The organism is Bacillus sp. FSL L8-0193 (assembly GCF_037976065.1).
Classification (GTDB): domain Bacteria; phylum Bacillota; class Bacilli; order Bacillales; family Bacillaceae; genus Bacillus; species Bacillus paralicheniformis.
This window is the reverse complement of the sequence record NZ_CP150261.1, coordinates 1798900-1824577: the sequence shown is the minus strand read 5'-3', so window position 1 is coordinate 1824577 and position 25678 is coordinate 1798900. Positions and strand designations below refer to the sequence as shown.

General features: G+C 46.9%; 30 protein-coding genes. All 30 read right to left on the bottom strand.

Annotated elements, in window-relative coordinates:
- Window positions 1-33: 33 nt before the first annotated feature.
- Window positions 34-915 (bottom strand): translation elongation factor Ts, encoded by an 882-nt coding sequence (gene tsf / locus MHH76_RS09230; protein ID WP_020451415.1) that lies wholly within the window; start codon window positions 913-915, stop codon window positions 34-36.
- Window positions 916-1015: 100 nt separating this feature from the next.
- Window positions 1016-1756: a 30S ribosomal protein S2 gene (gene rpsB, locus MHH76_RS09225; RefSeq protein ID WP_025811393.1), complete on the bottom strand. Its 741-nt coding sequence runs from the start codon at window positions 1754-1756 to the stop codon at window positions 1016-1018.
- Window positions 1757-1909: 153 nt separating this feature from the next.
- Entirely contained in the window at window positions 1910-2419 is a 510-nt protein-coding gene (locus tag MHH76_RS09220) for a Swarming motility protein swrB (RefSeq protein ID WP_023857198.1), read from the bottom strand.
- Between the two features lie 95 nt (window positions 2420-2514).
- A complete protein-coding gene (locus MHH76_RS09215) occupies window positions 2515-3279 on the bottom strand; it encodes a FliA/WhiG family RNA polymerase sigma factor (RefSeq protein ID WP_003181822.1) in 765 nt (254 codons plus the stop codon).
- 22 nt (window positions 3280-3301) lie between these two features.
- Entirely contained in the window at window positions 3302-3808 is a 507-nt protein-coding gene (locus MHH76_RS09210) for a chemotaxis protein CheD (RefSeq protein ID WP_003181820.1), read from the bottom strand.
- Entirely contained in the window at window positions 3805-4434 is a 630-nt protein-coding gene (locus MHH76_RS09205) for a chemotaxis protein CheC (protein WP_003181818.1), read from the bottom strand. The genes MHH76_RS09210 and MHH76_RS09205 overlap by 4 nt, the downstream gene beginning before the upstream one ends.
- A gap of 10 nt (window positions 4435-4444) precedes the next feature.
- Complete coding sequence (locus tag MHH76_RS09200; RefSeq protein ID WP_003181816.1) at window positions 4445-4921, bottom strand: chemotaxis protein CheW; 477 nt, start codon at window positions 4919-4921, stop codon at window positions 4445-4447.
- 23 nt (window positions 4922-4944) lie between these two features.
- The gene (locus MHH76_RS09195) at window positions 4945-6966 is read right to left on the bottom strand and encodes a chemotaxis protein CheA (RefSeq protein WP_025811391.1); all 2022 of its coding nucleotides are present in this window, start codon (window positions 6964-6966) and stop codon (window positions 4945-4947) included.
- A gap of 5 nt (window positions 6967-6971) precedes the next feature.
- The gene (locus MHH76_RS09190; protein ID WP_025811390.1) at window positions 6972-8045 is read right to left on the bottom strand and encodes a chemotaxis response regulator protein-glutamate methylesterase; all 1074 of its coding nucleotides are present in this window, start codon (window positions 8043-8045) and stop codon (window positions 6972-6974) included.
- Window positions 8042-8929 carry a MinD/ParA family protein gene (locus tag MHH76_RS09185; RefSeq protein WP_033155132.1) on the bottom strand — a complete coding sequence of 296 codons (888 nt, stop codon included), beginning with the start codon at window positions 8927-8929 and terminating at the stop codon, window positions 8042-8044. Before MHH76_RS09185 ends, MHH76_RS09190 begins: the two co-directional genes overlap by 4 nt.
- Before the next feature lie 2 nt (window positions 8930-8931).
- Window positions 8932-10044, bottom strand: a complete 1113-nt coding sequence (gene flhF, locus MHH76_RS09180) for a flagellar biosynthesis protein FlhF (RefSeq protein ID WP_025811388.1) — start codon at window positions 10042-10044, stop codon at window positions 8932-8934.
- Entirely contained in the window at window positions 10041-12077 is a 2037-nt protein-coding gene (flhA, locus tag MHH76_RS09175) for a flagellar biosynthesis protein FlhA (RefSeq protein ID WP_020451407.1), read from the bottom strand. Before flhA ends, flhF begins: the two co-directional genes overlap by 4 nt.
- A gap of 33 nt (window positions 12078-12110) precedes the next feature.
- Complete coding sequence (flhB, locus tag MHH76_RS09170; RefSeq protein ID WP_020451406.1) at window positions 12111-13190, bottom strand: flagellar biosynthesis protein FlhB; 1080 nt, start codon at window positions 13188-13190, stop codon at window positions 12111-12113.
- Window positions 13190-13966 (bottom strand): flagellar biosynthetic protein FliR, encoded by a 777-nt coding sequence (fliR, locus tag MHH76_RS09165; protein WP_020451405.1) that lies wholly within the window; start codon window positions 13964-13966, stop codon window positions 13190-13192. The genes flhB and fliR overlap by 1 nt, the downstream gene beginning before the upstream one ends.
- A 7-nt stretch (window positions 13967-13973) precedes the next feature.
- Entirely contained in the window at window positions 13974-14243 is a 270-nt protein-coding gene (gene fliQ, locus MHH76_RS09160; protein ID WP_020451404.1) for a flagellar biosynthesis protein FliQ, read from the bottom strand.
- A gap of 15 nt (window positions 14244-14258) precedes the next feature.
- The gene (gene fliP / locus MHH76_RS09155) at window positions 14259-14924 is read right to left on the bottom strand and encodes a flagellar type III secretion system pore protein FliP (protein ID WP_020451403.1); all 666 of its coding nucleotides are present in this window, start codon (window positions 14922-14924) and stop codon (window positions 14259-14261) included.
- A complete protein-coding gene (gene fliZ, locus MHH76_RS09150; protein WP_025811387.1) occupies window positions 14917-15591 on the bottom strand; it encodes a flagella biosynthesis regulatory protein FliZ in 675 nt (224 codons plus the stop codon). Before fliZ ends, fliP begins: the two co-directional genes overlap by 8 nt.
- Window positions 15592-15603: 12 nt before the next feature.
- Window positions 15604-15966: a response regulator gene (locus MHH76_RS09145; protein WP_003181796.1), complete on the bottom strand. Its 363-nt coding sequence runs from the start codon at window positions 15964-15966 to the stop codon at window positions 15604-15606.
- Between the two features lie 26 nt (window positions 15967-15992).
- Window positions 15993-17129 (bottom strand): flagellar motor switch phosphatase FliY, encoded by a 1137-nt coding sequence (fliY, locus tag MHH76_RS09140; RefSeq protein WP_020451401.1) that lies wholly within the window; start codon window positions 17127-17129, stop codon window positions 15993-15995.
- Window positions 17119-18117: a flagellar motor switch protein FliM gene (gene fliM, locus MHH76_RS09135; RefSeq protein WP_020451400.1), complete on the bottom strand. Its 999-nt coding sequence runs from the start codon at window positions 18115-18117 to the stop codon at window positions 17119-17121. Before fliM ends, fliY begins: the two co-directional genes overlap by 11 nt.
- 35 nt (window positions 18118-18152) lie before the next feature.
- The gene (gene fliL, locus MHH76_RS09130) at window positions 18153-18584 is read right to left on the bottom strand and encodes a flagellar basal body-associated protein FliL (RefSeq protein ID WP_020451399.1); all 432 of its coding nucleotides are present in this window, start codon (window positions 18582-18584) and stop codon (window positions 18153-18155) included.
- Window positions 18581-18796, bottom strand: coding sequence for a flagellar FlbD family protein (locus MHH76_RS09125; protein ID WP_003181786.1), 216 nt, complete (start codon window positions 18794-18796; stop codon window positions 18581-18583). Before MHH76_RS09125 ends, fliL begins: the two co-directional genes overlap by 4 nt.
- Before the next feature lie 42 nt (window positions 18797-18838).
- Window positions 18839-19639, bottom strand: coding sequence for a flagellar basal body rod protein FlgG (gene flgG / locus MHH76_RS09120; protein WP_025811386.1), 801 nt, complete (start codon window positions 19637-19639; stop codon window positions 18839-18841).
- Between the two features lie 27 nt (window positions 19640-19666).
- Complete coding sequence (gene flgD / locus MHH76_RS09115) at window positions 19667-20134, bottom strand: flagellar hook assembly protein FlgD (protein ID WP_023857206.1); 468 nt, start codon at window positions 20132-20134, stop codon at window positions 19667-19669.
- On the bottom strand, window positions 20134-21516 hold the full coding sequence (locus MHH76_RS09110) for a flagellar hook-length control protein FliK (RefSeq protein WP_023857207.1): 1383 nt from the start codon (window positions 21514-21516) through the stop codon (window positions 20134-20136). Before MHH76_RS09110 ends, flgD begins: the two co-directional genes overlap by 1 nt.
- Before the next feature lies 1 nt (window position 21517).
- Window positions 21518-22132: a MotE family protein gene (locus MHH76_RS09105; RefSeq protein ID WP_023857208.1), complete on the bottom strand. Its 615-nt coding sequence runs from the start codon at window positions 22130-22132 to the stop codon at window positions 21518-21520.
- Window positions 22133-22145: 13 nt separating this feature from the next.
- A complete protein-coding gene (gene fliJ / locus MHH76_RS09100; RefSeq protein ID WP_020451394.1) occupies window positions 22146-22589 on the bottom strand; it encodes a flagellar export protein FliJ in 444 nt (147 codons plus the stop codon).
- Between the two features lie 2 nt (window positions 22590-22591).
- On the bottom strand, window positions 22592-23908 hold the full coding sequence (gene fliI, locus MHH76_RS09095; protein ID WP_023857209.1) for a flagellar protein export ATPase FliI: 1317 nt from the start codon (window positions 23906-23908) through the stop codon (window positions 22592-22594).
- On the bottom strand, window positions 23905-24672 hold the full coding sequence (gene fliH, locus MHH76_RS09090) for a flagellar assembly protein FliH (RefSeq protein ID WP_020451392.1): 768 nt from the start codon (window positions 24670-24672) through the stop codon (window positions 23905-23907). The genes fliI and fliH overlap by 4 nt, the downstream gene beginning before the upstream one ends.
- Entirely contained in the window at window positions 24656-25672 is a 1017-nt protein-coding gene (gene fliG / locus MHH76_RS09085; RefSeq protein ID WP_020451391.1) for a flagellar motor switch protein FliG, read from the bottom strand. Before fliG ends, fliH begins: the two co-directional genes overlap by 17 nt.
- Between the last annotated feature and the right edge of the window lie 6 nt (window positions 25673-25678).

Genomic DNA, 25678 nt, shown 5'->3' with positions numbered 1-25678 from the left:
GCCGTGTGTTTTAAGGCAAGCGGCTTTTCAATCTTATTTTTTCACTTGGTTCATAACTTCTTCAGCAAAGTTTTCTTGGCGTTTTTCGATACCTTCTCCAACTTCGTAGCGGACGAATGTTTCAACTGTTGCATTTTTCGCAGCAACGACCTGTTTCACTTTTTCATCCGGGTTTTTAACGAATGCTTGATCAAGCAGGCAGATTTCTTCGAAGTATTTGTTCAGGCGGCCTTCAACCATTTTTGCGACGATGTTTTCAGGCTTTCCTTCTTGAAGCGCCTGCTGAGTCAAGATTTCGCGCTCGCGGTTCGCTTCTTCTTCTGACACTTGGTCACGGGAAATGAAGCGAGGGTTTACAGCTGCAACGTGCATCGCGATGTCTCTTGCTGTTTCTTCGTCAGTTGTGCCGTTAAGGACAGTCAATACGCCGATTTTTCCGCCCATGTGCAGGTATGCGCCGAATGCAGCGTCATCGCCTTTTGTCAGGACAGTGAAGCGGCGAAGCGTGATTTTTTCTCCGATTTTAGCAACCGCGCTTGTGATGTATTCTTCTACAGTTGAACCGTTAGCCATTTTTTGAGCCATAGCAGCTTCAACGCTTTCAGGCTTTTCAGCAAGAATGTGGTCAGCAAGGTCGTTCAAAAGCTCTTTGAAGCCTTCGTTTTTCGCAACGAAGTCCGTTTCGGAGTTCACTTCAAGAATAACGCCTGTGTTGCCGTCGGTTTTGATCAAAGTCAAACCTTCAGCCGCGATGCGGTCAGCTTTTTTGGCAGCCTTTGCGATTCCTTTTTCTCTTAGAAGATCGATCGCTTTATCCATGTTGCCGTCAGTTTCAGTTAACGCTTTCTTGCAGTCCATCATGCCTGCGCCAGTTTTTTCACGAAGCTCTTTTACCATTTGTGCAGTAATTGCCATTTTTGATTTCCTCCTTATATATCAAACAAAATATGTAAGTGTTGATCTGGTGAAAAAAAAGGTGATAAAAGGCAGACCCCCTTATCACCTTTTGACCAGGTTAAGCAGTTGTTGTTTCAGTTGTTTCTGCTTCTTTCGCTTCTGTTTCAGCTGCTTCTTCACCTTGTTTTGCTTCAAGGATGGCATCTGCCATTTTAGAAGTCAGCAATTTAACAGCGCGGATGGCGTCATCGTTCGCAGGGATGACAACATCGATTTCATCAGGATCACAGTTTGTGTCAACGATTCCGATGATCGGAATGTTCAGCTTGCGCGCTTCTGCAACCGCGATGCGCTCTTTGCGAGGATCGATGATGAACAGTGCGTCAGGAAGCTCTTTCATTTCTTTGATTCCGCCGAGGAATTTTTCAAGACGCTCTAATTCTTTTTTCAATTGAACAACTTCTTTTTTAGGAAGTACGTCAAATGTGCCGTTTTCCTGCATTTTTTCGATATCTTTAAGGCGTTTGATACGCTTTTGGATCGTTTCAAAGTTTGTTAACGTACCGCCAAGCCAACGTTGGTTGACATAGTACATTCCAGAACGTTCCGCTTCTTCTTTAACAGAGTCTTGAGCTTGCTTTTTCGTACCGACGAAAAGGATTTTTCCTCCGTCAGCTGCAAGGTTTTTCGTGAAGTTGTATGCTTCTTCAACTTTTTTGACTGTTTTTTGAAGATCGATGATGTAGATTCCGTTACGCTCCGTGAAGATGTAACGCTTCATTTTTGGGTTCCAGCGGCGCGTTTGGTGGCCGAAGTGAACACCAGCTTCAAGCAATTGCTTCATAGAAATGACTGACATGTGTTATTTCCTCCTAATATAATGGTTTTTTTCCTCCGCTTAGGTCATTTTTATGCAGGACTGCACGCGAGAACCGCACAGCACCGCTTGCATAAATCGTTAAGCGTGTGTAATTAACACCAAGAAATAATATAACATAAGCTTTCTCGACAATCAAGAATCGTTTTTCAGCTTTCCGCGAAATTTTAAGAAAAGCTCGATTTCTGTTTTCCCGCTTTTCAGCTGTCTTGCGATTTCCTCCGGAGAGAGCCCCTTTTCATATAATGCGAGAGCTTCTTCTTCATATGATACGGATTCCTGCTCTTTTTGATTGAGCTCATCCTCTTCCTGCTCCACCTCATTGATCATCGCTTCGATGTGAAGCGGCAGATCGCGCGATTCGTCCGCTTCCGGAAGGGCGGGGGTTTGAGCAGGAATGTCAGGCTGTGTTTGCACTCTTTGCGGCTCTTCTTCGGCATTCGCCCGAATCTCGCGAACGAGTTTTTCATTTTCGTCTTTTAGCTCCATCAAAAAAGCGGTCAATGTATTCTCGGTTTCTTCCAAAAGCTGTTTTTGCTCTTTCTCCGCCGCCTTAAAAGCGCTGAGCCTCGCATTCAGAATGATGACGAAATAAATCAATATACCGTGGAGCGTAAAGCTCACAAGCCATAATATTGTTGACATATTTTTCACTCGCTAACCATGAAATTTAATCAAAAAAAGACTTCCCTGTCGGACGCTTAAAAAATGCTGCCGGTTCCATGCCGGCAGCTTACATGTTATTGTACCACTTTATCCAGCAGATGCTTCAGTTTCAAAAGCGCTTTGGAGTGAATCTGTGAAATGCGGGAAGTCGACAAATTCAAAACCTGTCCGATTTCCGTCAGGGTCAGCTCTTCTTTATAGAATAAGCTGATCACGAGCTGTTCTTTTTCTGAAAGCTCGTTTATTTTTTCCGCAAGCTGGGAGATCAGTTCGTCTTTGAGCATTTTTTCTTCCGGCGTGCTCGTTTTGTCGTCCCTGATCATCACCTGGACGTTCTCACCGTCTTCATGGTCGTGAAGCTTCTCATCAATTGAAAGGAGATTCGCAAAGAAACCTTCATTGATTGTGGTCACGACGTCTTGCTCGCTCATTCCCAGCTCAGCGGCGATTTCGCTCGGCGAAACATTTCTTAAGTAGCGCTGTTCGAGCTTTTCGATCGCAGCTTCCACTTTCTTCGTTTTTTCACGGGATGTTCTCGGAAGCCAGTCTTCTTTGCGAAGGCCATCGATAATAGCGCCTCTGATTCTGAAGGAAGCGTATGTATCAAACTTCAAATCCCTTCCCGGATCAAATTTTTCAAGGGCGTCATACAAACCCAGCATGCCAAGGCTGACCAAATCGTCTTTATGAACGGACTTGGGCAAGCCGACGGCTATCCGGCCGACATGATATGTCACAAGCGGCATATAGCGGCGGATTAAATCATCGCCTGCCTGAGGATCTTTCCATTCTTTCCACCGCGACCAAAGCATCTGATCTTCATAGTTCAAGGATTGCATCTTTATCCCCCTATATTGCATATTAAATCGTCGTTACACCTTGTTTAACTGTCCGGATGACAAGTTCGGCTGACTGCGGATCGAACTCGATCGTTCTTCCGCTGTTTCCGCCTGTATCCTCGCTTACAATCGGAATGTTTAAGAGAGATAGATGTTTTTTAATCGCAAGCACATTTCTTGGCCCGACTTTCATCAAATCATTTGTCATCTTAAATTTAAACATTTCGGCTCCTCCGGCCATTTTCGCTTTCAAAGCGTATTTTCGGCATCCGGCTTCAAGCAGCATCTTGACCGTCGCTTCGACAGCTGTGTCCGCGTACTTTGCCACATTGATGTCCGGTGTCTTGGATAAGGAAGAGTCGGGAAGCATGACGTGGACGAGACCGGCCGTCTTCGCTTCCAAATCATAGAGCACGAGTCCGACGCACGAACCGAGACCCGATGTCCTGATCTTGTCGGGAGTGCGGACTATTTTCACATCGGCAATTCCCACTCTGATAATCGATGTTTCTTTTTCTAAGATTTTCATAGAGCTGCACCCAATGCATGAAAGAGCTTTTCAAAAGAATCATAGTCCGGCAGAAGGAACAAATGCGCTTTTACTTTCCGGTTGTGCTCCTCGTCAAAAATGGAGTTGTCGATCACGATAACCTGGTCTCCAACTTGGCTGAGCTCGATCAGCCCTTCGCTGATGACGGCTCCGAACATATCAAGCGTCAGTTCAGGGACGCTCGGGTACATTTGCCGGTTTGTCAAATCAGCGAGAGCGGTCAAATAAGATCCCGCCATAATATTCCCGAGTTCGTGCAGGGCGGAGGCTCCGATATCATTCGGCGTCATGCTGTCAATCTCGAATTCCGGATTGCCGACAAGCTCCCTGATCAGCTGCTCGGCCTCTGAAAAAGGCATGATCACGAACATAGAACCGGGAAAATCCCCTTCCATGCGCAAAAAGATGCTTGCGACAGGAAGGTCTGCACCGCCGAATAGGTTGACAAGCTCATCAAACGACATCAGCTTGACAAACGGCACTTCCATTTCGATTTTCCTGTTCAGCAATAGAGCCAGGGCAGAAGCGGAATGACCCGCTCCGATATTCCCGACTTCCCGCAATATATCAAGATGCTCTTCTCTAATTCCGTTAAATACGCTCATCATAGGCTCCTTATTTCTTCACATTTTCAGAAGCGGCGGCAAGGCTCGACTTCCGGTTTAAAACAGCTTCAGAGTCAATCAGATTGAGAAGTCTGGACCCTTGCTTGACGATGCCTTTAATCCATTGCCTGCCGTCTTTTCCTACCGTTTCGGGAGCCGATTCAATTTCCTCTTCCTCGACAGTGATGACATCGTTCGCCTCGTCCACCACCCAGCCGACTTCAATGTCCTGATGGGTGATGATGATGATTCTCGTTTCATCTGTAATCGTATCTCCAGGCGCTTCAATCCGCTTTCTTAAATCGATGACAGGTGTGACAACACCTCTCAAATTAATGACGCCGCAAATATACGGTTCCACTCCCGGCACCCTTGTTGGCTGCTGCCATTTTTCAATGGACATCACTTCGGATACAGAGATGGCATACTCTTTATGATTTACTTTGAACACAATCATTTTTTCACCGGTGGTAGTCTGTGTGGTCAAGAGGATCGCTCTCCTTTCGCTTTCTATTTGATAAGGGCGTTGCAGTCGATGATCAGGGCTACTTGTCCGTCTCCCAAAATCGTCGCGCCGGAAATGGCAAAGACGTTTGTTAAATAATCGCCGAGTGATTTTAGTACGACTTCCTGCTGGCCGATAAAGGAGTCGACAACAAATGCCGTCAGCTTGTCTCCTTTTTTCACGACGATGGCGTGAAGCTGATCAAGATCATCCGAAGAATCCTCAACATTAAACTGTTCTTTCAGGTAAACCACCGGTACGATATGGCCCCTGAAATCGATCACTTCGCGGTCGTGCGTCTGAAGAATATCTTTCTTATCGATGACAGCCGTTTCTATAATAGAAGAAATCGGTATCGCAAACGTTTCGTTTTCAAGTTTGACTAGCAGCACGGATATGATCGACAGTGTAAGCGGAAGCTGAATGGAGAAAAGCGAACCTTCGCCTTCGCTCGACCTGATGCTGACAGAACCGCCCAAAGATTCCAGCTTGCTTTTGACAACGTCCAAGCCGACCCCGCGTCCTGAAATATCCGAGATTTGATCTGCGGTTGAGAATCCCGGTGCAAAAATGAGTGCGTCGATTTCATGATCTTCGATCGTTTCGGCGTCACGTTCGGTAATGACGTTGCGTTCAAGCGCTTTTTCAAGCACCTTTTTGCGGTTGATGCCGGCTCCGTCATCCTCGACCTCGATAAAGACGTGGTTCCCGCTGTGATATGCTTTCAGACGGACTTGACCCGTTTCAGGCTTACCGTTTTTCACCCTGACTTCAGGCGCCTCGATCCCGTGATCAAGGCTGTTTCTCAAGAGGTGGACAAGCGGGTCGCCGATCTCATCTATTACCGTTCTGTCAAGCTCGGTTTCCGCCCCGAAAATCGACAGCTCGATCTTTTTATTTAATTCTTTTGTCAGCTGGCGGACCATGCGCGGGAAGCGGTTGAACACCGTTTCTACCGGAACCATTCTCATGTTGAGGATGATCGATTGCAGGTCGCCTGAAATTCTTGTCATCCGTTCGACGGTATCTGTTAATTCGCCGTGTTCAAGCTCTTTGGCGATCTGCTCTAAGCGCCCTCTGTCAATGACCAGCTCCTCAAACAGGTTCATTAATGAATCGAGGCGGTCGATGTTGACGCGGATCGTCTTCGTTCCGCCGCCTGCTGCAGGTTTCGCCGCTTCTTTTTTGCCGTCCGGCTGCTTAGCCGGGGTTTTCTCCGCGTCTTTCGGTGCCGTTTCTTTTTCAGGCGCGGCAGGCGCAGCTTCTTCCTGTGCCGAAAAATCGTTTTTAAGCTCGGTTACTTCAATTTTTTCGATTTCAGATACGCCGTTGATTTTGTTGAAAATCTCTTCTTCCCCGTGTTTGCTTAAAAAGCACACGACGAATTCGGAATCAAAATCTTCCGACTCGAGAACTTCTGTTTCTGGAATCGTTTTGACGACTTCGCCGATTTCGTTCAGCTGTTCAAATACCATGTACACCCGAACGCCTTTCAACAGGCAGTCCTCTTTCAACGCAACATTGATTTCGTAACATTTAAAGCCTTGTTCCTCAGCTTCGGCGATGACCGTCCGCTGAAATTCGTCATAGGCCCATTTCGTTTCAGACGACGCAGCTTCAGGCGCTTCTGCCGATGCGGCCGCCTCCTTGTTTGCGCCTGTCACATCAAGCTTGACGCAGACTTCTGAAACGTCTCTTTTGCCATCGCCCCCTTCAATGATCGAAAGGACAATCGCTTCAAGGTCATCGAGCGCTTCAAACATGACGTCCATCCACTCTGACGTAATGGTCATTTCTTCATTTCGGATCGCGTCCAGCACGTTTTCCAGACTGTGCGTTAAATGAGCCATATCTTCATAGCCCATCGTAGCGCTCATCCCTTTCAAAGTATGAGCCGCTCTGAAAATATCATGGACAAGCTGCAGGTCTGTCGGATTTTTTTCGAGTTCGAGCAATTTTTCGTTACAGGTTTGCAAATGTTCTCTGCTTTCTTCAATAAAGACGTCTAAATATTGATTCATATCCATATGAGTCACGCCCTCTCTTTTTTCATATACGTCATAATGGCTGCGGCAATCTCATCAACATGCTTGATGTCGTTTGCAAGCCCGTTGTTAATGACCGATTTCGGCATTCCGAAAACGACGGACGACTCGGCTGCTTCGGCGATCACCGTTTTGCTTCCATGTTTCAAAAGGCTTTTTACGCCTTCTGTTCCGTCGCTTCCCATCCCCGTCATAATGACGGCGATTTTTTCAAACTCCCGAAGTGAGGCCAGGGAATGGAACAAATAGTCAACAGAAGGCTTGTGACGGCTCTCTGTGTCGCGGTCATCGAGCGTGATCACCAATTCGCCCTTTTCAAGGCCGACTGCCATGTTTTTCCCTCCGGGTGCAATGTAAACCCAGCCGTCTTTCGCTCTCTCACCGTTTTCAGCCTCCTTCACGGTTACTTCTGAGAGGTGGTTCAGCCTGTTCGCTAATGAGGCTGTAAACCCCTTTGGCATGTGCTGAACGACAAAAACAGGCGCCTTCAACGTTTTGGGAAGCTTGGGAAGCACTCTTTGCAGCGCTCTCGGTCCCCCTGTCGATGTACCGATGCAGATGAGCTGTTTTCCAGCCCGAACACGGACTGAATCGCTGCCGCTCACCGGCGGCCGCTTTGCCGTCTCGATGGCGGGTTTTGAAATCGGAACAGGCCGGCCTTTCAGTTTCACCCGCCCTGCTGTCAACACTTTCTCAATCAGCATGTCTCTTACTTTATATAAATCAATTGAAATTGAACCCGACGGCTTTGCGACGAAATCGATCGCCCCCAGCTCAAGACATTCGATCGTGATATCAGCCCCCTGCTGCGTCAGACTCGATACCATGACAACCGGAAGCGGATCGCTCGCCATGATCCTTTTCAATGTTTCTTTTCCGTTCATCACAGGCATTTCAATATCCAATGTGATCACATCCGGGCGGAGCTCCTTGATTTTTTGGAGCGCTTCCTCGCCGTTTCTTGCCGTTCCTGCTACAGCAATCTCGTGATTGGATGTTAAAAACTTGGTGATCATGTTTCTCATAAAAGCAGAGTCGTCAACGACAAGAACACGAATCATAATGTATTGCCCCTCCTCAGGAATGAAGATAATTTATCGATAAAGGACCGGTTTTCGCCTATTTCCGTTCTTCCGTTATCAAGCAGCGATTCTGCCAGCAGGTAAACCGCCCTGCTCGGCTTGGAACGCGGGTTCTTCATCAGAAACGGCTGCTGCTCCACAACGGCTCTTGGTACCAGGGGATCCTCAGGAATCGGCCCTGCATATGCAAGCTTTTGCTGTAAAAAAGCGTTTACCGTGTTGGAAAGGCGGAGAAAGGTGGAAATTCCGTCTTTTTGGGTTGTACAGCGATTGACAGCGACTTTCAGCTGAAGATCGCGTCCCGTTAATGCCAAATGCTTGATCGCGCTGTAAGCGTCCATGATCGATGTCGGCTCCGGCGTGGTGACGACCAGAATTTCATCCGCTGACAGGACGAATGGCAGCTGATCTTTCGACAGCCCTGCTCCCATATCAAATATGACATAATCGAAGTTTGTCAAAGCCCGCGTTAATTCTTTCAGAAAGAACGCCCAGTTTTCCCCGTTCAATTCGAACATCGCATCCAGTCCCGTTCCGCCCGAAATGTATTGAAGGCCACGCGGACCGGCTGACAAGGCGCGCTCAAACGGTATTTTTTGCTGAAGGAGATCTATCACGGTGCAGAGCGATTGCCGGCCGATCAAAATATCGATGTTCCCCATTCCGACATCTAGATCGATCAACAGCACGCTCTTCCCTTTTTCCAAGAAGGCGAGAGCCGTATTCAGCGATATATTCGACTTCCCGACGCCTCCTTTTCCACTCATAACAGCGAGCGTTTTCGCTTTTGGATGAGCGACAGGGGCGGGCGGTTCGGCGAAGCGCTGCCCCATCCGCCTTCGTAAGCTTTCTGCCTGATCCATGTTCAACACCCCGTAAGCAGTCTGACAAATGATGCATTTGACAAGTAGCGGATATCTTCCGGAACATTTTGTCCGTTTGTCATATAGCCGAGGCCGATTCTCGATTCGGCGAGCAGATTCAGGACGCTTCCCAATGAATCGGTTTCATCCACTTTCGTGAATATCAACTGATCGATCGGAATGCTTGAGAACTGCTTAATGAGCTCCTTCATATCCTCGTACTTGCTCGTCGCGGACATGACGAGAAACGCCTGTATCTTACGCTCAAACGGAATGATTTCCTTCAGCTCCCTGACATATTGCCCGTCTTTGAAATTCCGGCCCGCCGTATCGATAAAGACGTGGTCAAAATCGGCGAACTTTTGCTGGGCCGCTTTAAATTCTTCTTTCGTGTAGCACACCTCGAGCGGCGCATTCAGAAGCTCGGCATATGTCCTGAGCTGTTCAACCGCTGCAATCCGGTACGTATCCGTCGTGATAAAAGCGATTTTTTTCTGCCTTTCCAGCACGGAAGAAGCGGCAAGCTTTGCCAATGTCGTCGTTTTGCCGACTCCGGTCGATCCGAAGAGCACGACATATTGGGAATGAATCGCCACGTCCTGTTCCCGATTATCGGGAAGAAGATCGGCCAAAGCATCTGTTAAGTGGGCCAGCGCCTTTTCATCCGTCCATTCTTCGCCGTTTTTTAAAGAAGTGCTGATCAACCGGCCGAGCGCTTTCGTACGGATGGCCGGCGATACCCCTTGCTTTGCCAGAAGCTGGTCCGCCTTTTTCAGCGGCTCAGGCAGCACATCAACAGGCTGCTCATGATGCCGCATTTCCAGCAGTTCTTTCAGCTCTTTCACTTGGCTTGCCAAATCGAGGTGGTCCGGCTGCGGGACAGGCGAAGGGCTTTGTTCACGTAAAACTGGCTTTTGCCGCTCCGGTTTCCTCGCGTCGGAAAAGTCCTGGTCGACAACCGCAATCACTTCAACCCCGGCTTTTTTCACAAAGCCGAGAAATTTTCTCGTATGAATTTTTTTAGAATTCAAGATTACGGCGTCATTCCCGAGCTCTTGTATAATTTGCTTTGTGGCTTCCTGCATAGAACCAGCTACAAATTTTTTAATTTTCATTGAATATCCACCACTCCGATGCTTTGAACTTCTACATTGGCTTCCAGTTCGTTATAAGAAAGAACCGGCAGATCAGGGAAATAGCGCTCTAACAGCTGTTTGACATACATTCTGACAGGCGGTGAACATAGAAGGATCGGCACTTCCTGCCTTAATGAGAGCTGTTCGATTTCTCTTGCTACAGATTGAATGATATTTTCGGATAATGCAGGTTCAAGAGATAAAAAGTTGCCGTGTTCAGTCTGCTGAATTCCTTCCGCCACGGCCTTTTCGACACGGCCCGAACACGTCACCACTTTCAGCGTCTCATTTTCCTTCGCATATTGGGCGGTGATCTGCTTGGCAAGCGCCTGTCTTACATACTCGGTCAGCATATCTGAATCCGTCGTCAGCTTTCCGTAGTCGGCCAGTGTTTCAAAGATTGTCACCAAGTTCCTGATCGATACTTTTTCTTTCAGAAGTTTGGCCAGCACTTTCTGAATATCACCGACAGACAGCGGATTCGGCGAGACCTCTTCGACCAGTACAGGATAAGATTCTTTCAAGTGGTCGATCAGCTGTTTTGTTTCCTGTCTTCCGATCAGCTCATGGGCGTGCTTTTTCACCTGCTCTGTAATGTGGGTCGACACGACTGAAGCCGGATCGACAACCGTATATCCGAGCATTTCGGCCTGATCTTTCTGAGATTCCGGTATCCATTTTGCCGGGAGGCCGAAGGACGGTTCGATCGTGTCAATTCCTTCGATCTGATCGTCTTCGCCTGTCGGAGACATCGCCAAAAAGTGATCGAGGAGAAGCTCGCCTTTTGCGACTTCGTTTCCTTTAATTTTGAGCCTGTACTCGTTCGGCTGAAGAGCGATGTTATCCCTGATTCTGACGACCGGAATGACGAGACCGAGTTCAAGCGCAAGCTGACGCCTGATCATGACGATTCTGTCTAAAAGGTCGCCGCCTTGATTTGCATCTGCAAGTGGAATCAATCCGTAGCCGAATTCAAATTCGATCGGATCAATATCGAGCAGATGAACGACGCTTTCGGGACTTTTTAATTCGTCCACTTCAGCTTCTTCCTCAAGGATATCCTCCACTTTTTCCTTCTCTTCACCGGCTTTGGAGAGCGTATAGCCGCCGATGGCGAGAAGAAGAGCCAGAGGGCCTGTCAGGAGAATGCCGATCGGTGTGAAAATCCCGAGCAGCAAAATCGTTCCCGCCGTCACATACAAAAGCTTTGGATAAGCAAACAGCTGGCCTGTAATATCGTGTCCGAGGTTCCCGTCCGACGCTGCTCTTGTGACGACGATACCCGTCGCCGTTGAGATCAAGAGCGCAGGCAGCTGAGATACGATCCCGTCGCCTACAGACAAGAGCGTAAAGTGTGAAGCGGCTTCCTGAATGCTCATTTGTTTTTGCAGCATGCCGATGACAATTCCGAAAAGGACGTTAATGAGGACGATGATGATCCCTGCGATCGCATCCCCTTTCACGAATTTGCTCGCACCGTCCATCGCGCCGTAGAAGTCGGCTTCACGGGCCACTTTCTCACGGCGCACTTTCGCTTCCTGTTCGGTCACCATTCCGGCGTTCAAATCGGCATCAATGCTCATCTGTTTCCCCGGCATGGCGTCGAGCGTGAATCTGGCAGCAACTTCAGAAACCCGTTCCGCCCCTTTCGTTATGACGATAAATTGGATAATGATCAAAATGATAAAGACAACGAGACCGACCAAAACGTTTCCGCCGACAACGAAAGACCCGAACGTCTCGACTACTTTTCCCGCATCTCCGTTGGACAGAATCGAACGTGTCGTCGATACATTCAGCCCGAGGCGGAACAGCGTCAAGAGGAGCAGCAAAGAAGGAAATATCGAAAATTGCAGCGGTTCTTGCATGTTCATTGTGGTGAGAAGCACGATTAACGCAAGAGAAATATTCACGATAATTAAAACGCTCAACAACCATGGTGGAAAGGGTATGATAAGCATTGCCACAATGAGGACAACGCCTGATAAAACTGATAAATCTCTTGCTGACATGCTGTTTCTCTCCTTTTAAAACTGAAAAATTCACTAGATTTTTTGCTTTGTTTTGTAAACATACGCCAGGATTTCGGCTACGGCCTTAAAGAATTCTTCCGGAACGGCCTGATCGATCTCAACCTGGTCATAAAGCGCCCTCGCCAAAGGTCTGTTCTCGACTGTCATGACATCGTGTTCTTTGGCGATCTGCCTGATTTTCAGAGCCATCAGATCGACCCCTTTTGCGATGATAAACGGCGCATCCATTTTGTTTTCGTCATATTTCAGCGCGACGGCGTAATGGGTCGGGTTTGTTATGATGACATCCGCTTTTGGCACATCCTGCATCATGCGGCGCATCGCCATTTCCTTTTGCTTCTGCTTGATCTTCGACTTAATCAGAGGATCGCCTTCGGTTTTTTTGTATTCGTCTTTAATGTCCTGTTTTGACATGCGAATATTTTTTTCATAATCAAATTTTTGATAGAGGTAATCGAGCACCGCGAGAAAAATCAGGGCGACTGCAGCGGAAACCCCCATTAAAAAGGTGAGCCAGCCGACATATGACAAAGCCTCGCCCGCGGACAGCGCCGGGATTCTGAGAATTTTGTCAAAGTTCAGCCATAGAACGGCGAATGTCACGCCGCCGACAATCACGATTTTTAAAATCGATTTAAGCAGTTCAACGATCGCTCTGATGCTGTAAATCCGCTTGAATCCTTTAAGCGGGTCAAGCTTTTTCAAATCAGGCTTGATCGCTTCAGGGGAAAATAAAAACCCGACTTGCATATAGTTGCTCAAGACCCCGGAGACGACGGCTGTCAGCAAAAGCGGTGCCATAATGAAGCCCGATTCAAGCACAAGACTTTGAAACAGGCCGGGAATATTGGCGACTGACACCTTCATCGTGATCAACTCTTTGTAATACTTTTCGATCAGTGCGAGCAGGCGGTCTCTCATAAAAGGTCCGACGAATAAAAACGCTAAAAACACGATAAGAAGCGTAACCGCTGTATTGACATCTGCGCTTTTGGCAACCTGTCCTTTTTTTCTGCTTTCCCGCCGTTTTTTCGGCGTCGCTTTTTCCGTTTTTTCACCTGCGAAAAATTGCAAATCCAACGTCAGCTTCATCATGCCACCCCAAGCAAAGTTAATAGATCTCTCATTGTCCGAATGGCAAATTCGAAGACGTGCTGCATCATGCTGAACATAACGGCCATGCAGATGATGAGCATGATAAAGGTGATTGCGATTTTCAAAGGAAGCCCGACGACAAACACGTTGAGCTGCGGCACCGTTCTCGCCACAATCCCCAATGCCAGATCGACTAAAAACAAACAAGCCACAACAGGCGCAGACAATTGAAATGCTGTTATAAACATCGTGTTGAAGCTCTTTGCAATAAACTCGGCAAATCCTTCGCTTCCAAACGACAGCGCCATCTTATCGACCGGGATGTATTGATAGCTGTAATAAATCCCGTCAAGCAGGAGATGATGCGCATTCAGGCTCAGCATGAGGAGCAGCGCCAACGTATATAAAAACTGGCCGACAAGCGGGCTTTGCGCTCCTGTCTGGGGATCGATCACATTCGCCACCGCAAATCCCATTTGAAAATCGATGAATGATCCGGCGATTTGAACGGCCGAGATCATCATGTAGGCGATCAGCCCAAGCAGAAGCCCGATCAGCGCTTCCTTCATGGCCAACATCATGTAAACTCCGTCAACATCAAGCTGAGGAGGCTTTTCAATCGCCTGAAAACTGACGAGCGCAAGAAAAAATGCAAAACCTATTTTATGAACGGCAGGAATTGACCGATAAGAAAATAGAGGCACCGTTACATAGAATGCTGTGATTCTGACAAATACAAGTAAAAAGGCTGGAAATGATTCAATTATTGACATGTTAAAACTACCCTGCAAAACGGTTTAAATTAGAGAACAGCTCAGTCGCGAATGATAAAATCGTCGACAGCATCCACGGGCCGAAAATGACGAGCCCGACCAAAACGGCGACGATTTTCGGAATGAATGCAAGAGTCTGTTCCTGTATTTGGGTGGTTGCCTGAAAAACGCTGACGATCAGCCCGACGAGAAGAGCGAGCGCCAAAAGCGGCCCGCTGATAAGCAATGTAACGTATACAGCCCTTTCAGCCATCGATATAACAAATTCTGAATTCATGTATTAGCACCTACTCTAAAAGCTTTGCAGCAAAGATTTAACGATTAAATACCAGCCATCTACAAGCACAAACAGCAAAATCTTAAACGGCAGTGAAATCATGACCGGCGGAAGCATCATCATCCCCATCGACATCAAAACACTTGCCACAACCATATCGATAATCAGAAACGGTATAAATATCATAAATCCCATTTGAAACGCGGTTTTCAATTCCGAGATGACAAACGCGGGAACCATCGTTGAAAGCGGAATATCTTTAATGGATTCAGGCGTCTCCATCTTTGCGTAATTCATAAATAAAGCCAGATCTTTCTGTCTTGTATGCTTGCTCATAAAGGTTTTGATCGGGGTTTCCGCTTTTGTGTAAGCTTCATCCAAGGTGATTTTATTGTTCATTAACGGCGTCAGCGCTTCTTTATTAATCTCGGAAAAAGTCGGCCCCATAATGAAAAATGTCAGAAACAGTGCAAGTCCGATCAGCACCTGGTTTGGGGGCATTGACTGTGTTGCCAGCGATGTCCGGACAAAGGACAATACGATGACAACCCTTGTGAAACACGTCATCAGGATCAAGATCCCCGGAGCGATCGAAAATACTGTCAAAAGCAGCAAGAGCCGGACACTGGCGCTGACGTTTGCCGCATCGCTTGAATTAAATAAATCCATAAACTCATTCATGTTGATTTTGGCCTTTCTTTCTGCCTTCTGCGCGATTTTGTTTCAGTTCCGCGAGCTGTGCTTTTAACGACTCGGAAAAAGATGCTGTGCCGCTTTGCTTTTGCACGCCTGGAACTTTGACTTGATCCATCCATTTCTGCCATTCAATCTTGCTGTTCATCGCAGCTTCATGCTGCGTGAGAATTTCTTTATATTCCTTTTCATCATCGATCTCTTTCAGCAGCTGGATATTCTCGCCGACACCGACGACCAGCACCCTGTTCCCTACTTTAATCAGCTGTACGGACTTGTTTTGCCCGAGCGAAGTTCCGCCGATGTTTTCGACATACTGGAAGGGTTTTAACAGGCGGTTGCGTTTATTCATGAATTTGACCAAAGCGTAGATCAGAAAAATGACGAACAGTAACGCGCCGATCATTTTCACAAAATCAAATATGGAAACGGAAGGAGACGGGGGTTCGGCCTCCGCCTCTTCCTTAAGAGAACTTTTTTCCTCGGTTTTGTCTTTGTCTTTTGCTTTTTCTTTCTCTTTGCCCGCACCTTTTTGCTCAAACAGATGGTCAACGGTCTGATCCCCCGATTCCTCTGCGAGAGCCGGAGCATACGGCAGCACGAGAAAGGCAAATAGACAAAGGCCGGCTATGAAAATAAGAGGTTTCTTAAACAAGTTGTACACCCTTTAGCTTAGCGTTTTATTGATCGCTTCCATCACGCGGTCAGCCTGGAACGGTTTGACGATAAAGTCTTTCGCTCCCGCCTGAATAGCGTCGATAACCATCGATTGCTGGCCCATTGCCGAACACATGATGATTTTTGCCTGCGGATCGATTTCCTTGATTTCTTTAAGAGCCGTGATTCCGTCTTTTTCCGGCATCGTGATATCCATTGTGACAAGATCAGGTGAATGCTCTTTATATTTTTCAACAGCCTGCGCTCCGTCTTGCGCTTCTGCGACGACTTCAAAGCCGTTTTTCACTAAAATGTCTTTAATCATCATTCTCATAAATGCTGCATCATCAACTACTAAAATCTTGTAAGCCATTATTAATCTCTCCAATCAATCTGTTATTATCGTAATTTGCTGATTCGTTCCGCCTGACTTAAAATGTCTGTCACCCTGACGCCAAAGTTTTCATCGATGACGACAACTTCGCCTTTGGCAACGACGCGCTGGTTGACCAGGATGTCGACAGGCTCGCCTGCGAGTTTGTCAAGCTCAATGATACTGCCGGTTGACAGTTCAAGCACCTCTTTGACGCTGCGGTTTGTCCTCCCCAGCTCGACTGTGACGGACAAAGGAATATCCATGAGCATGTCAAGGTTTTGAAGGTGCGGCTGCGCGTCAGTCTGAGGGGCAAAGGATTGAAACTCTGCCGGTGCCACCTGCACAGGCTCTGAAACTTTTGCCGTCCCTTGCCGTTTAGGCGCAGGCTCCTGTCTTTGTGTCTGAGCAGGTGCCGGACTCGGACTAGGCGCCGGGTTTTCCTGTACGGGCGGCTGCTTTACCTCTTCAGTCTGCACAGGCTCTTCTCCGCCGTCCTGATTCGTTAATTCATCGATCAGGTCTTTTGCAAAGGTCAGCGGATAAAGCTGCATAATATGCGAATCGATCAGTTCTCCGACTTTCAGTCTGAAAGATACTTTGACGAGCGGGTCCTCTTTCGGAATTTGCTCTGTTCCTTCCCCTTCATTCACATCAAGGAGGTCAACTTCCGGCGGAGAAATATCAATCTTCTTGCTGAAGACGGTGGACATCGACGTCGCTGCGGAACCCATCATTTGGTTCATCGCTTCCTGAACGGCGCTTAGATGAATTTCGCCAAGCGACGGATCTGCGTTCGTCCCGTCTCCACCCATCATCAAATCAGCGATGATCGCGGCATCTTCCTGCTTGATGACGAGAAGATTGTTTCCTGAAAAACCTTCCGTATAGCTCACACCGATTGAAACATACGGGTGCGGGAACTCATCATTTAAATGGCTTTTTTCAATCACCGAAACAGTCGGTGTTGTAATTTCGACTTTTTGATTCAATAAAGTGGACAAAGCTGTTGCAGAGCTCCCAAAGGAAATGTTTCCGATTTCCCCGATCGTATCCTGTTCCATCAGGGACAACCCTGATTCCGGCTGCTCTTGAGCCGTATCATCGCCGCCTTTAAGCAGCGCATCAATTTCATCCTGTGATAACCTATTGTTATTCTCCATATTCTTCACCTCTTATGTCGTGATCTAGAATTTGAATCGCAGTCTTTCGATTCATTCGGCCGGCTTGTGCTAGAAATTTCGGTTTATCTCCGACCAAAACAGTAAGAGGTTCTGCTACTGATTTGTCCAAAGTGATACAATCTCCAATTTCTAAATTTAAAAACTCTTCAATGGTTAATTCCGATGATCCGAGTTCTGCGACAATTGGAATTCGCGCCGTCATAATCCGCTTTTCTATCGACTTTGTTTCCTCCGGTTTTGGTTCTATTCTGTCTGATTGCATCCAGTAGTGAACGGAAAGCTTAGGAATGATCGGTTCCAGGACGACGTGCGGGATGCACAGGTTGATAACCCCGCTGATGTCTCCTATTTGCGTGTTCAGCGAAATGACAACGACCGTCTCATTCGGCGATACCATTTGCACAAACTGCGGATTCACTTCAAAATCGGACATTTCCGGCTCGATTTCCGTGATGGATTCCCACGCATCTTTATAATTCGAGAGGCAGCTTTCAAATAAATTGGACATGATTTTCGTCTCAATTTCCGTCATGCTGTCAATTTTGTTGTGGCTCGAACCGATCCCGCCCATCACCCGGTCCATCATCGTATAGGCGATGGTCGGGTTGATCTCCATCATGATTCTTCCTTCAAGAGGGCGAACCTCAAACAGATTGAGGATCGTCATATTCGGAATGGATCTGATGAATTCCTCATAAGGAACCTGATCAACCGAGCTGACCGAGATCTGGATATAGGTTCTCAGCTGAGCCGAGAAATAAGTCGTTAGCAGCCTTGCAAAGTTATCGTGAATCCTTGTCAAGCTGCGGATCTGATCCTTTGAAAAGCGGAGCGCCCGTTTAAAGTCATAGACTTTTACTTTTTTAACGGACTCTTCTTTTTTCAGCTCGTCGGCGTCCATTTCACCTGTCGATATCGCTGAAAGCAGTGCATCGATTTCATTTTGGGAGAGTACTTCTCCTGCCATCTGTTTTCACCTCCATGGTTCTGTCATCTATGTTCCTACTGCAGATTAAAGGAGGTAATGTATACAGTTTTCACTTTTCCCTCTTTCATGTAGTTCGTGTTCAGCTTTTCTTTCAGCTGCTCTTTAAACTTTTCTTTTCCTTTTTGTCCTTCAAGATCATCTGCGTTCGTGTTTGCCAAAAGGGAGATGACTGAATCTTTAATTTGGAAATCCCGCTTTTCAAGCTCTTCTTTCGCCTCTTTCGAATCGGTTTCAAGCTTGATTGACAAACGGACCACATTGTCCGATTTCAAGTTTGTCGTGATTTCGGCGACTTCAACTGATGATTCGACCACTTCATCGATCGAAGGTTCTTTCGTTTGATCTTTTTCACTTGCGCTTCCCTTAATGACAAAGAACGCAGCGGTTCCTAACACAGCAATTGCCAGAATAATCGTCAGCATAATTCCTAGAAGTTTTTTATTCATTCAGATTCCTCAATTCTTTGGTCACAAGAAAGTATTTGGATTTTTTGATAGAATGACACGATTGTATCCACAACTGTATCTTCATCTTCTTTGACAACAAACTTTTTTCCGTTTGACAGCGTAATTGTCGTATCCGGAAAACATTCAATTTGCTCAATGAATAGCGCGTTCAGAATAAAAGGCTGTCCGTTTAATCGCGTAACTTTGATCATGTGTTTTCAAGAGGCGCCTTTACGAGGGCGCCTCCTTCCCTCCTATCGCTTCAGATTGACGAGTTCCTGAAGAATTTCATCAGAGGTTGTAATGATTTTCGCATTGGACTGGAAGCCGCGCTGCGCGATAATCATTTCGGAAAACTCTTCTGAAAGGTCGACGTTCGACATTTCAAGCGCACTCGTTTGAATCTTTCCTGAGCCGTCTTCTCCAGGCACAACGACTTGCGGAGCTCCAGAACTCAATGTTTCGCGGTAAAGGTTGTCCCCCGTTTTTGTTAAACCGGATGTATTGTTGAATGTCGCAAGCGAGATTTGGCCGGCGGGCTGGCTCTCGTTGTTTTTGTCGACATAAGTCACCGTTCCGTCAGGTCCGATGCTGAAGCTTTGCGCGTCTTGCGGAATATTGATTCTCCCGTTATCAGGCGTTAAGACGAACAGCCCGTCAGCAGTGACGAGATCACCTTCATCAGAGCGGTAGAAGTTCCCGGATCTTGTAAAGTACACTTCATAATCTCCGTCTCCCAATCCGACACGGAAATAGCCGTCTCCTGTAATAGTCATGTCTAGCTGGCGGCCTGTTGTTGAAGGCGCTGCGTTTGTGTGAATGATATCGATCGATCCGGTCGTCGCACCGAGCCCGACCTGCTGGCCGTTGACAGAGCCGCGGTTTGCAGTAGACGACGTCGCACCGGAAAGCTGCTGGCTGACAATATCTTTAAACGTAATCCGGCTTTTCTTATAGCCTGCCGTATTGACATTCGAAATGTTGTTTGCCACGACATCAAGCTTTGTCTGAAAGTTTTTCATGCCGCTGATTCCTGAGTATAGTGAACGTAACATAATTATTCCTCCCTGAATTATCTGTTTTTATTTGTCAGAATGACTGACCGCCGTCACATTCCACGGATTGACTTCGGTTCCATCGTCAAGGACAAGCAGATACTGTCCGTCTGAGCTTTTAACTGATTTGACGAGCGCTGTTTTTTCTTCGCTGTCTTCACCTTCATAGGTGACTTCTTTTCCGATCCAGCTGACATACATCGTCATCGGGTCCTGAAGTCCGACAAACGCCGACATCGTTGTGTTCAGATTCGTTAGTTGCTCAAGGCTTGAAAAGGTCGCCATTTGCGCAATGAATTCACGGTCTTCCATCGGATTTAAGGGGTCTTGATACTGCAGTTGTTTCATGAGCAGTTTCAAAAATTCATCCTTGCCAAGATTGGAGCCGCTCCCTGCTTTTTCGGCTTTTTTTGCCTCGGATAAAAAATCGGATGTCGTCGATTTCGTGTTTGTTGTCCCTATGGCAGTTCTTGTATCAATTGAAGTGTCAGGCATTAGATCTCCTCCTCGCTGTCCAGTGATCGAGTCTCGATAAGCTCATCCAGAAACTCCTGAAAATCCTCATTTTCCTGCTCTTTTTGCTGATCTTCCTTCGGCTGATGTTGGTTTTTCTGTTCGTCCGCCAGCTGTCCGAAGGTCTGATCGCCGTTTTGAAGCGGCACACCGAAGCGGTCAATTTGTACAGACATGTTGGGCAGCGCCTGTTTAAGGTGCGCGAGATTGTGTTCGAGCAGCTCTTTAGCCGACTGGGTCGATGCGATGATTTTGCTCGAAAACATCCCGTGCTGTTTGACGAGTTTGATCGTGATAAAGCCAAGATTTTCAGGATTCAGGCGGATCGTGAAACTGCCTGTCGATCTGCCGAACGGTGTATACTTCATCTGTTTCCATGAGCTGAGAATTTGTTCTGAAAAGCTTTTCGGCTGAGCGGAAGATTCCTCTGCCGCCGCGGTTTGGAGACCCTGGATCAGCACTGCGCCTGTCCGATGATTGGCCAGTACAGAGGACTGAATCGGCTGTTCCTTTTGGCCTTGCTTTCCTTCAGTTTGAATTTCCCTTCCGTTCAAAACAAAGGACAACGGCTTCTCAGAAAGAGAGACATCGGTTTTTTTGCTCATGAGCATTGCCTTTAGTTCGCTTTCCGCCATTTTCCACTCTTTTGGATCCGGTTCAGCGTTTGCGCTCATCATCTGCTCCATTATACTTTTCAAGCTTTTCAACTCAGCGTTTGACATGGACAAAAGCTGCGACTCACCCGGATCTTTTGTGAAAAATTGGCGTTTAAGTTCATCAATCAGCCCTTCTGTTCCCGCCTTTGTCTGAAGAGCGGCGAGAAATTCCGGCGCTTGTTTCAATATTTCTGCGATTTGTGAAGTTTTGAGTGCCGGTTGATTTTCATTTACGATCACAGCGAGCAGCTGCTGAATCTGACCAAGAATTTGCAGGTCAGTCAGTTTCGGCTCTTCTGTCCCGCTTTCGTCAGCAGGCACAGCTTCAATAGCATCAGCTGTTTTGCCTGATTGTCCAGGCAGAGCGGCATTTTCAAGCAGCTCTTTTATTTGCTGTAACAGCTGTTCTGCCAATGCGAGTTCATCCGGAGATGGATTCAGCTCTTCAACATGCTGGAGGGAATTCAACCAGTCTTCATTGAAGGAGCCGCCTTCATTATTTAAAAGCCATTGCTTCAGTTCATGCAAAAGCCCTTCCAATGACGTGTCCTGAGAAGGTTCTTCTCCCTTTTGAAAAGGGGAAAGTGAGCTGTTTTCCTTTTGGAGCACATTTTGAAAGAGTCCGCCCAGAGGCGTCCTGCTCGTTTTTGCAGTTGCGGTATCCGCCGCAGGCTTGGCATCAAAAGAGATTGCGTCAAAAAGCCTCAAGCTATTCCCCCCCTTCTTTTTTCTTTTCATTTTTCGCTTCGTTTTTCACAAGCTTTTCTGTGAATACAGCCGCTTTATCAGGAGACATTTTGGAGAGGATCTCAGTCACTTTCTTTTTGCTTAAAGAATCTAAAATGTTGATTGCCTCTTCTTCTTTTAATTCGCTTAAAATTTTTGCAGCTTTATTGCTTTGCATGCTTTCATAAATTTTGACGACTTTTTTTCCGTCTCCTTGACCTTCGGTGTTCTTTTCTTTCTGCTCTTTTTCATCTTTTTCCGTTTTTTCGAACGAGCTGATTTTTTGTTTCAGCCTTTTAATCTCTTGATCACTCGTTTTCAAGTCACTCGTCAGCGTTTCGATTTCGCTTTTTTGTTCATCGATCGTCTTTTGGAGCTTTTCTGCTTTGTTCTCCTGCTGCTTTGCTGCGTGATCTTTGTCCTGATCCTCGCCGTTTTTCACAAGCTCTTTAACAACGGGGATTTTGGAGGCTGCATCCTGGAAATTGACGCCCAAAAGCCACATGCCGACAAACGCTGCAACGATTAAAAAGATCAGCGGAATGACGATGACAAACAAAAATGTCTGAAATTTACCGGCTTTTTTTTCTTCGGTCATCGTTTTTCTACCCCTAGCTTCCTTGAGTTATGTACTGGGCAATGGAGATATCGTCCATTTCCTTTAACTCATTTGCTTTGTTTTGCAGCGAATACATTTCAAACTGCTTTTCTTTCATTTTTTCAAATTTTTTCAGCTCGATATTTTTTTCCGTCAGATCGTGCTGTTTTTCATTCATTTCATTTCTCTTCATCATGACGAGCTTTTGATAATGGTAGATAGTCGTTTCAAGATTTGTGACAAATTGCTGATAATGCCGCATTTCCTGAACGCTCATTCCTGTCTGCATCTTGATTTCCTTGTTTTTTTCTAGCGTTTCTTTTTGGTTCATGCTTTCATACAGCTTTTCCGCGACCTTTTCGAATTCGGAAACTGAGTGCTGATATTCAGCGAATGATTGGTCTTTTTCATTTTCTTTAAGCTCGAGGAGCTTTTGAAATTTAAATGAATAAGCCATTCTTAATCCTCTCTTCCTGTAAGACTCTTTAATAAAGAAATGCTCTCTTCCAGCGACGCCGCTTCATCCACTTCCTGCTTGAGGAAGCTGATCAGCTTAGGGTGGAATTGTATGGCCTCATCAATTTCTCTGGAAGACCCTTTTTTATAGGCTCCTATGTTGATCAGGTCCTCTGAGTTTTGATAGGTTGACAGCATTTCCCTGAACCGGTTCGCTGCTCTTATATGATCTTTCCCGGCGATGTTTGACATCACCCTGCTGATGCTTTTTAAAATGTTGACTGCCGGAAACTGGCCTTTATTCGCAAGGCTCCGGTCAAGAACGATATGACCGTCCAAGATTCCCCTGACAGTATCGGCGATCGGTTCATTCATATCATCACCGTCGACAAGAACCGTATAGAAAGCAGTTATTGACCCGTTTTCCGTCGTTCCTGTTCGTTCTAAGAGCTTAGGTAAAATAGCGAACACTGAGGGTGTATAACCTTTCGTCGTCGGCGGTTCGCCCGTCGCCAGGCCGATTTCCCTCTGAGCCATGGCAACCCTTGTCACCGAGTCCATCATGAACATCACGTTTTGTCCTTTGTCGCGGAAGTACTCGGCAATCGCTGTTGCTGTATAGGCCGCTTTCAGCCGCATCAATGCCGGCTGGTCAGAAGTAGCCACTACAACGATCGTGCGCTTCAGCCCTTCTTCGCCGAGATCTTTCTCAATGAACTCCCTGACTTCGCGGCCCCGCTCTCCGACAAGAGCGATGACATTCAAGTCTGCGGCCGTCTCTCTTGCAATCATGCCCATGAGCGTGCTTTTTCCGACGCCGCTTCCGGCGAATATCCCGACACGTTGTCCTTTTCCGACGGTCAGCAGACTGTCGATTGATCTGACGCCGACCGCCATTTTTTCTCTGATTGGCGGCCTTTTCATCGGATTAGGCGGCGCCTGTTCTGTCGAAACTTGAGCCAAACCTTTCGGAAGCGTGCTGCCGTCGAGCGGATTGCCGAATGCATCGACAACTTGCCCGATCAAGCCGGAGCCGACTTTGACTCTGAGCGATTCTCCCGTCGCTTCGACAATACTGCCGGGTGCAATATTGGCCGCTTCCAAATATGGCATCAGAAGAATATTTTGGTCTTTGAAGCCGACGACCTCAGCTTTGATGGCCTTTGGCCCGTCACCTTTTGTATAGATTTTGCAGACATCGCCGATTGAGCATTCAGGTCCTTTGGATTCAATCATCAGGCCGACCGCTTGTTTGACTTTTCCGTAACGTTTGTAGGAGTCTGCGGTTTCTATACATTCAAGCAGCTGCTCAAGCATCACTGGACAACACCTGCCGTTTCAAGCAGGCTGAGCAGTTTTTGTTTCAGCTGCTGTAATTGAGTGTCGATTCCTGCATCAATTCTTCCGAAGGCCGTTTCAACATAGCACGTTCCCTTTGGCGCTTTTTCATCGGCGTATATCGCGAGATGGGCGCCATATTGGAGGAGCTGCTCAAGTTCGTTTTTGTGGCTTTGAACCTCTGTGTAATACTCCGGATCCACATAGACGGCAATGTCATCGAACTCTTTCATTTCGGACAGCACCTGTTTGACGAGGGCTGAAAAAGCTTCTTTGTCGTCAGCCTTTTGATTCCAAACTTTTTTAGCCAGCGACACGGCAAGTTCGACAATTTCTTCGGAAGATTGTTCGATTTTTTCTTCATAGTCACGCCTCGCCGCTCCGACGATGGCGTTGGCTTCATCCAAATAGGATTGATAAGTGCTTTGGGCCTCGGCCTTTCCCTGTTCAAACCCCGCTTGAAAGCCTTCTTGTTTCGCCTGGTCTATCAGCGCTTCGCGTTCTGTTTCCCAGCTTATCCTTTCCTCTTCGATTTGCCGTCTGACCTGTTCGAGTTCAGCGTTCGCTTTTTCGTATATTTTCCCTGCTTCCTGTCTGGCATGATCGAGGAGGAATTCCGGATCCTGTCCGGTATCAAGTTCAGTTTCTGTTTCAGGAAGTTTGACTTCCTTTAATGAAATCGTCCGCCTTTCTTTTGGCGGTATTGATGATAATCGCTGTTTAATAATGTTAGACAATGATATCATCTCCTCCGCCTCTGGCGATTACGATCTCACCTGCTTCTTCAAGTCTTCGGATGACGCTTACGATTCTGGATTGAGCTTCTTCTACGTCACGCAGACGCACAGGACCCATGAACTCCATTTCTTCTTTAAATGTTTCAGCCATACGCTGCGACATATTGCTGAAGACGATGTCTTTGACCTCTTCGCTGGCCACTTTGAGGGAGAGAAGCAGATCGTCGTTTTCCACATCGCGGATAACCCTTTGAATGGCGCGGTTATCAAGCGTAACGATATCTTCAAAGACGAACATCCGCTTTTTAATCTCGTCGGCAAGCTCAGGATCCTGGATTTCAAGGGAGTCAAGGATCGTTTTCTCTGTACCTCTGTCAACTCCGTTCAACACTTCGACAACGGCTTCAATGCCGCCGGTCTGCGTGTAGTCCTGAGTGAATGTGGAGGATAGCTTTTGCTCCAGAATCTGTTCGACTTCATTGATGATTTCCGGCGACGTCCTGTCCATGACAGCGATCCGTCTTGCAACCTCTGCCTGCACATCCTGATTTAGTTCTGACAATATCTGACCGGATTGCACGGGATCGAGATAAGACAGAATCAATGCGATCGTCTGCGGATGTTCATGCTGGATAAAGTTCAGAATCTGCTCGGGATCCGCTTTTCTGGCAAAATCGAACGGTCTGACTTGAAGAGACGATGTCAACCTGTTGATAATGCTGGCGGCTTTGTCTTCGCCGAGCGCTTTGTCAAGCACCTGCTTGGCGTAGTGAATGCCGCCTTGTGATATATATTCTTGAGCAATAGCCGTTTCATGAAATTCCTGAATAATTTCATCTTTTTTCTCTGGTGATACAGCTCTGACATTTGATATTTCAAGCGTCAGCCTTTCGATTTCTTCATCTGTTAAATGCTTGTAAACGGAAGCTGACACATCAAGCCCTAAGGATATCATGAGAATGGCCGCTTTTTGTTTGCCTGTAAGCCTGTCTTGTTTCATTTTTGCCATTTCAAT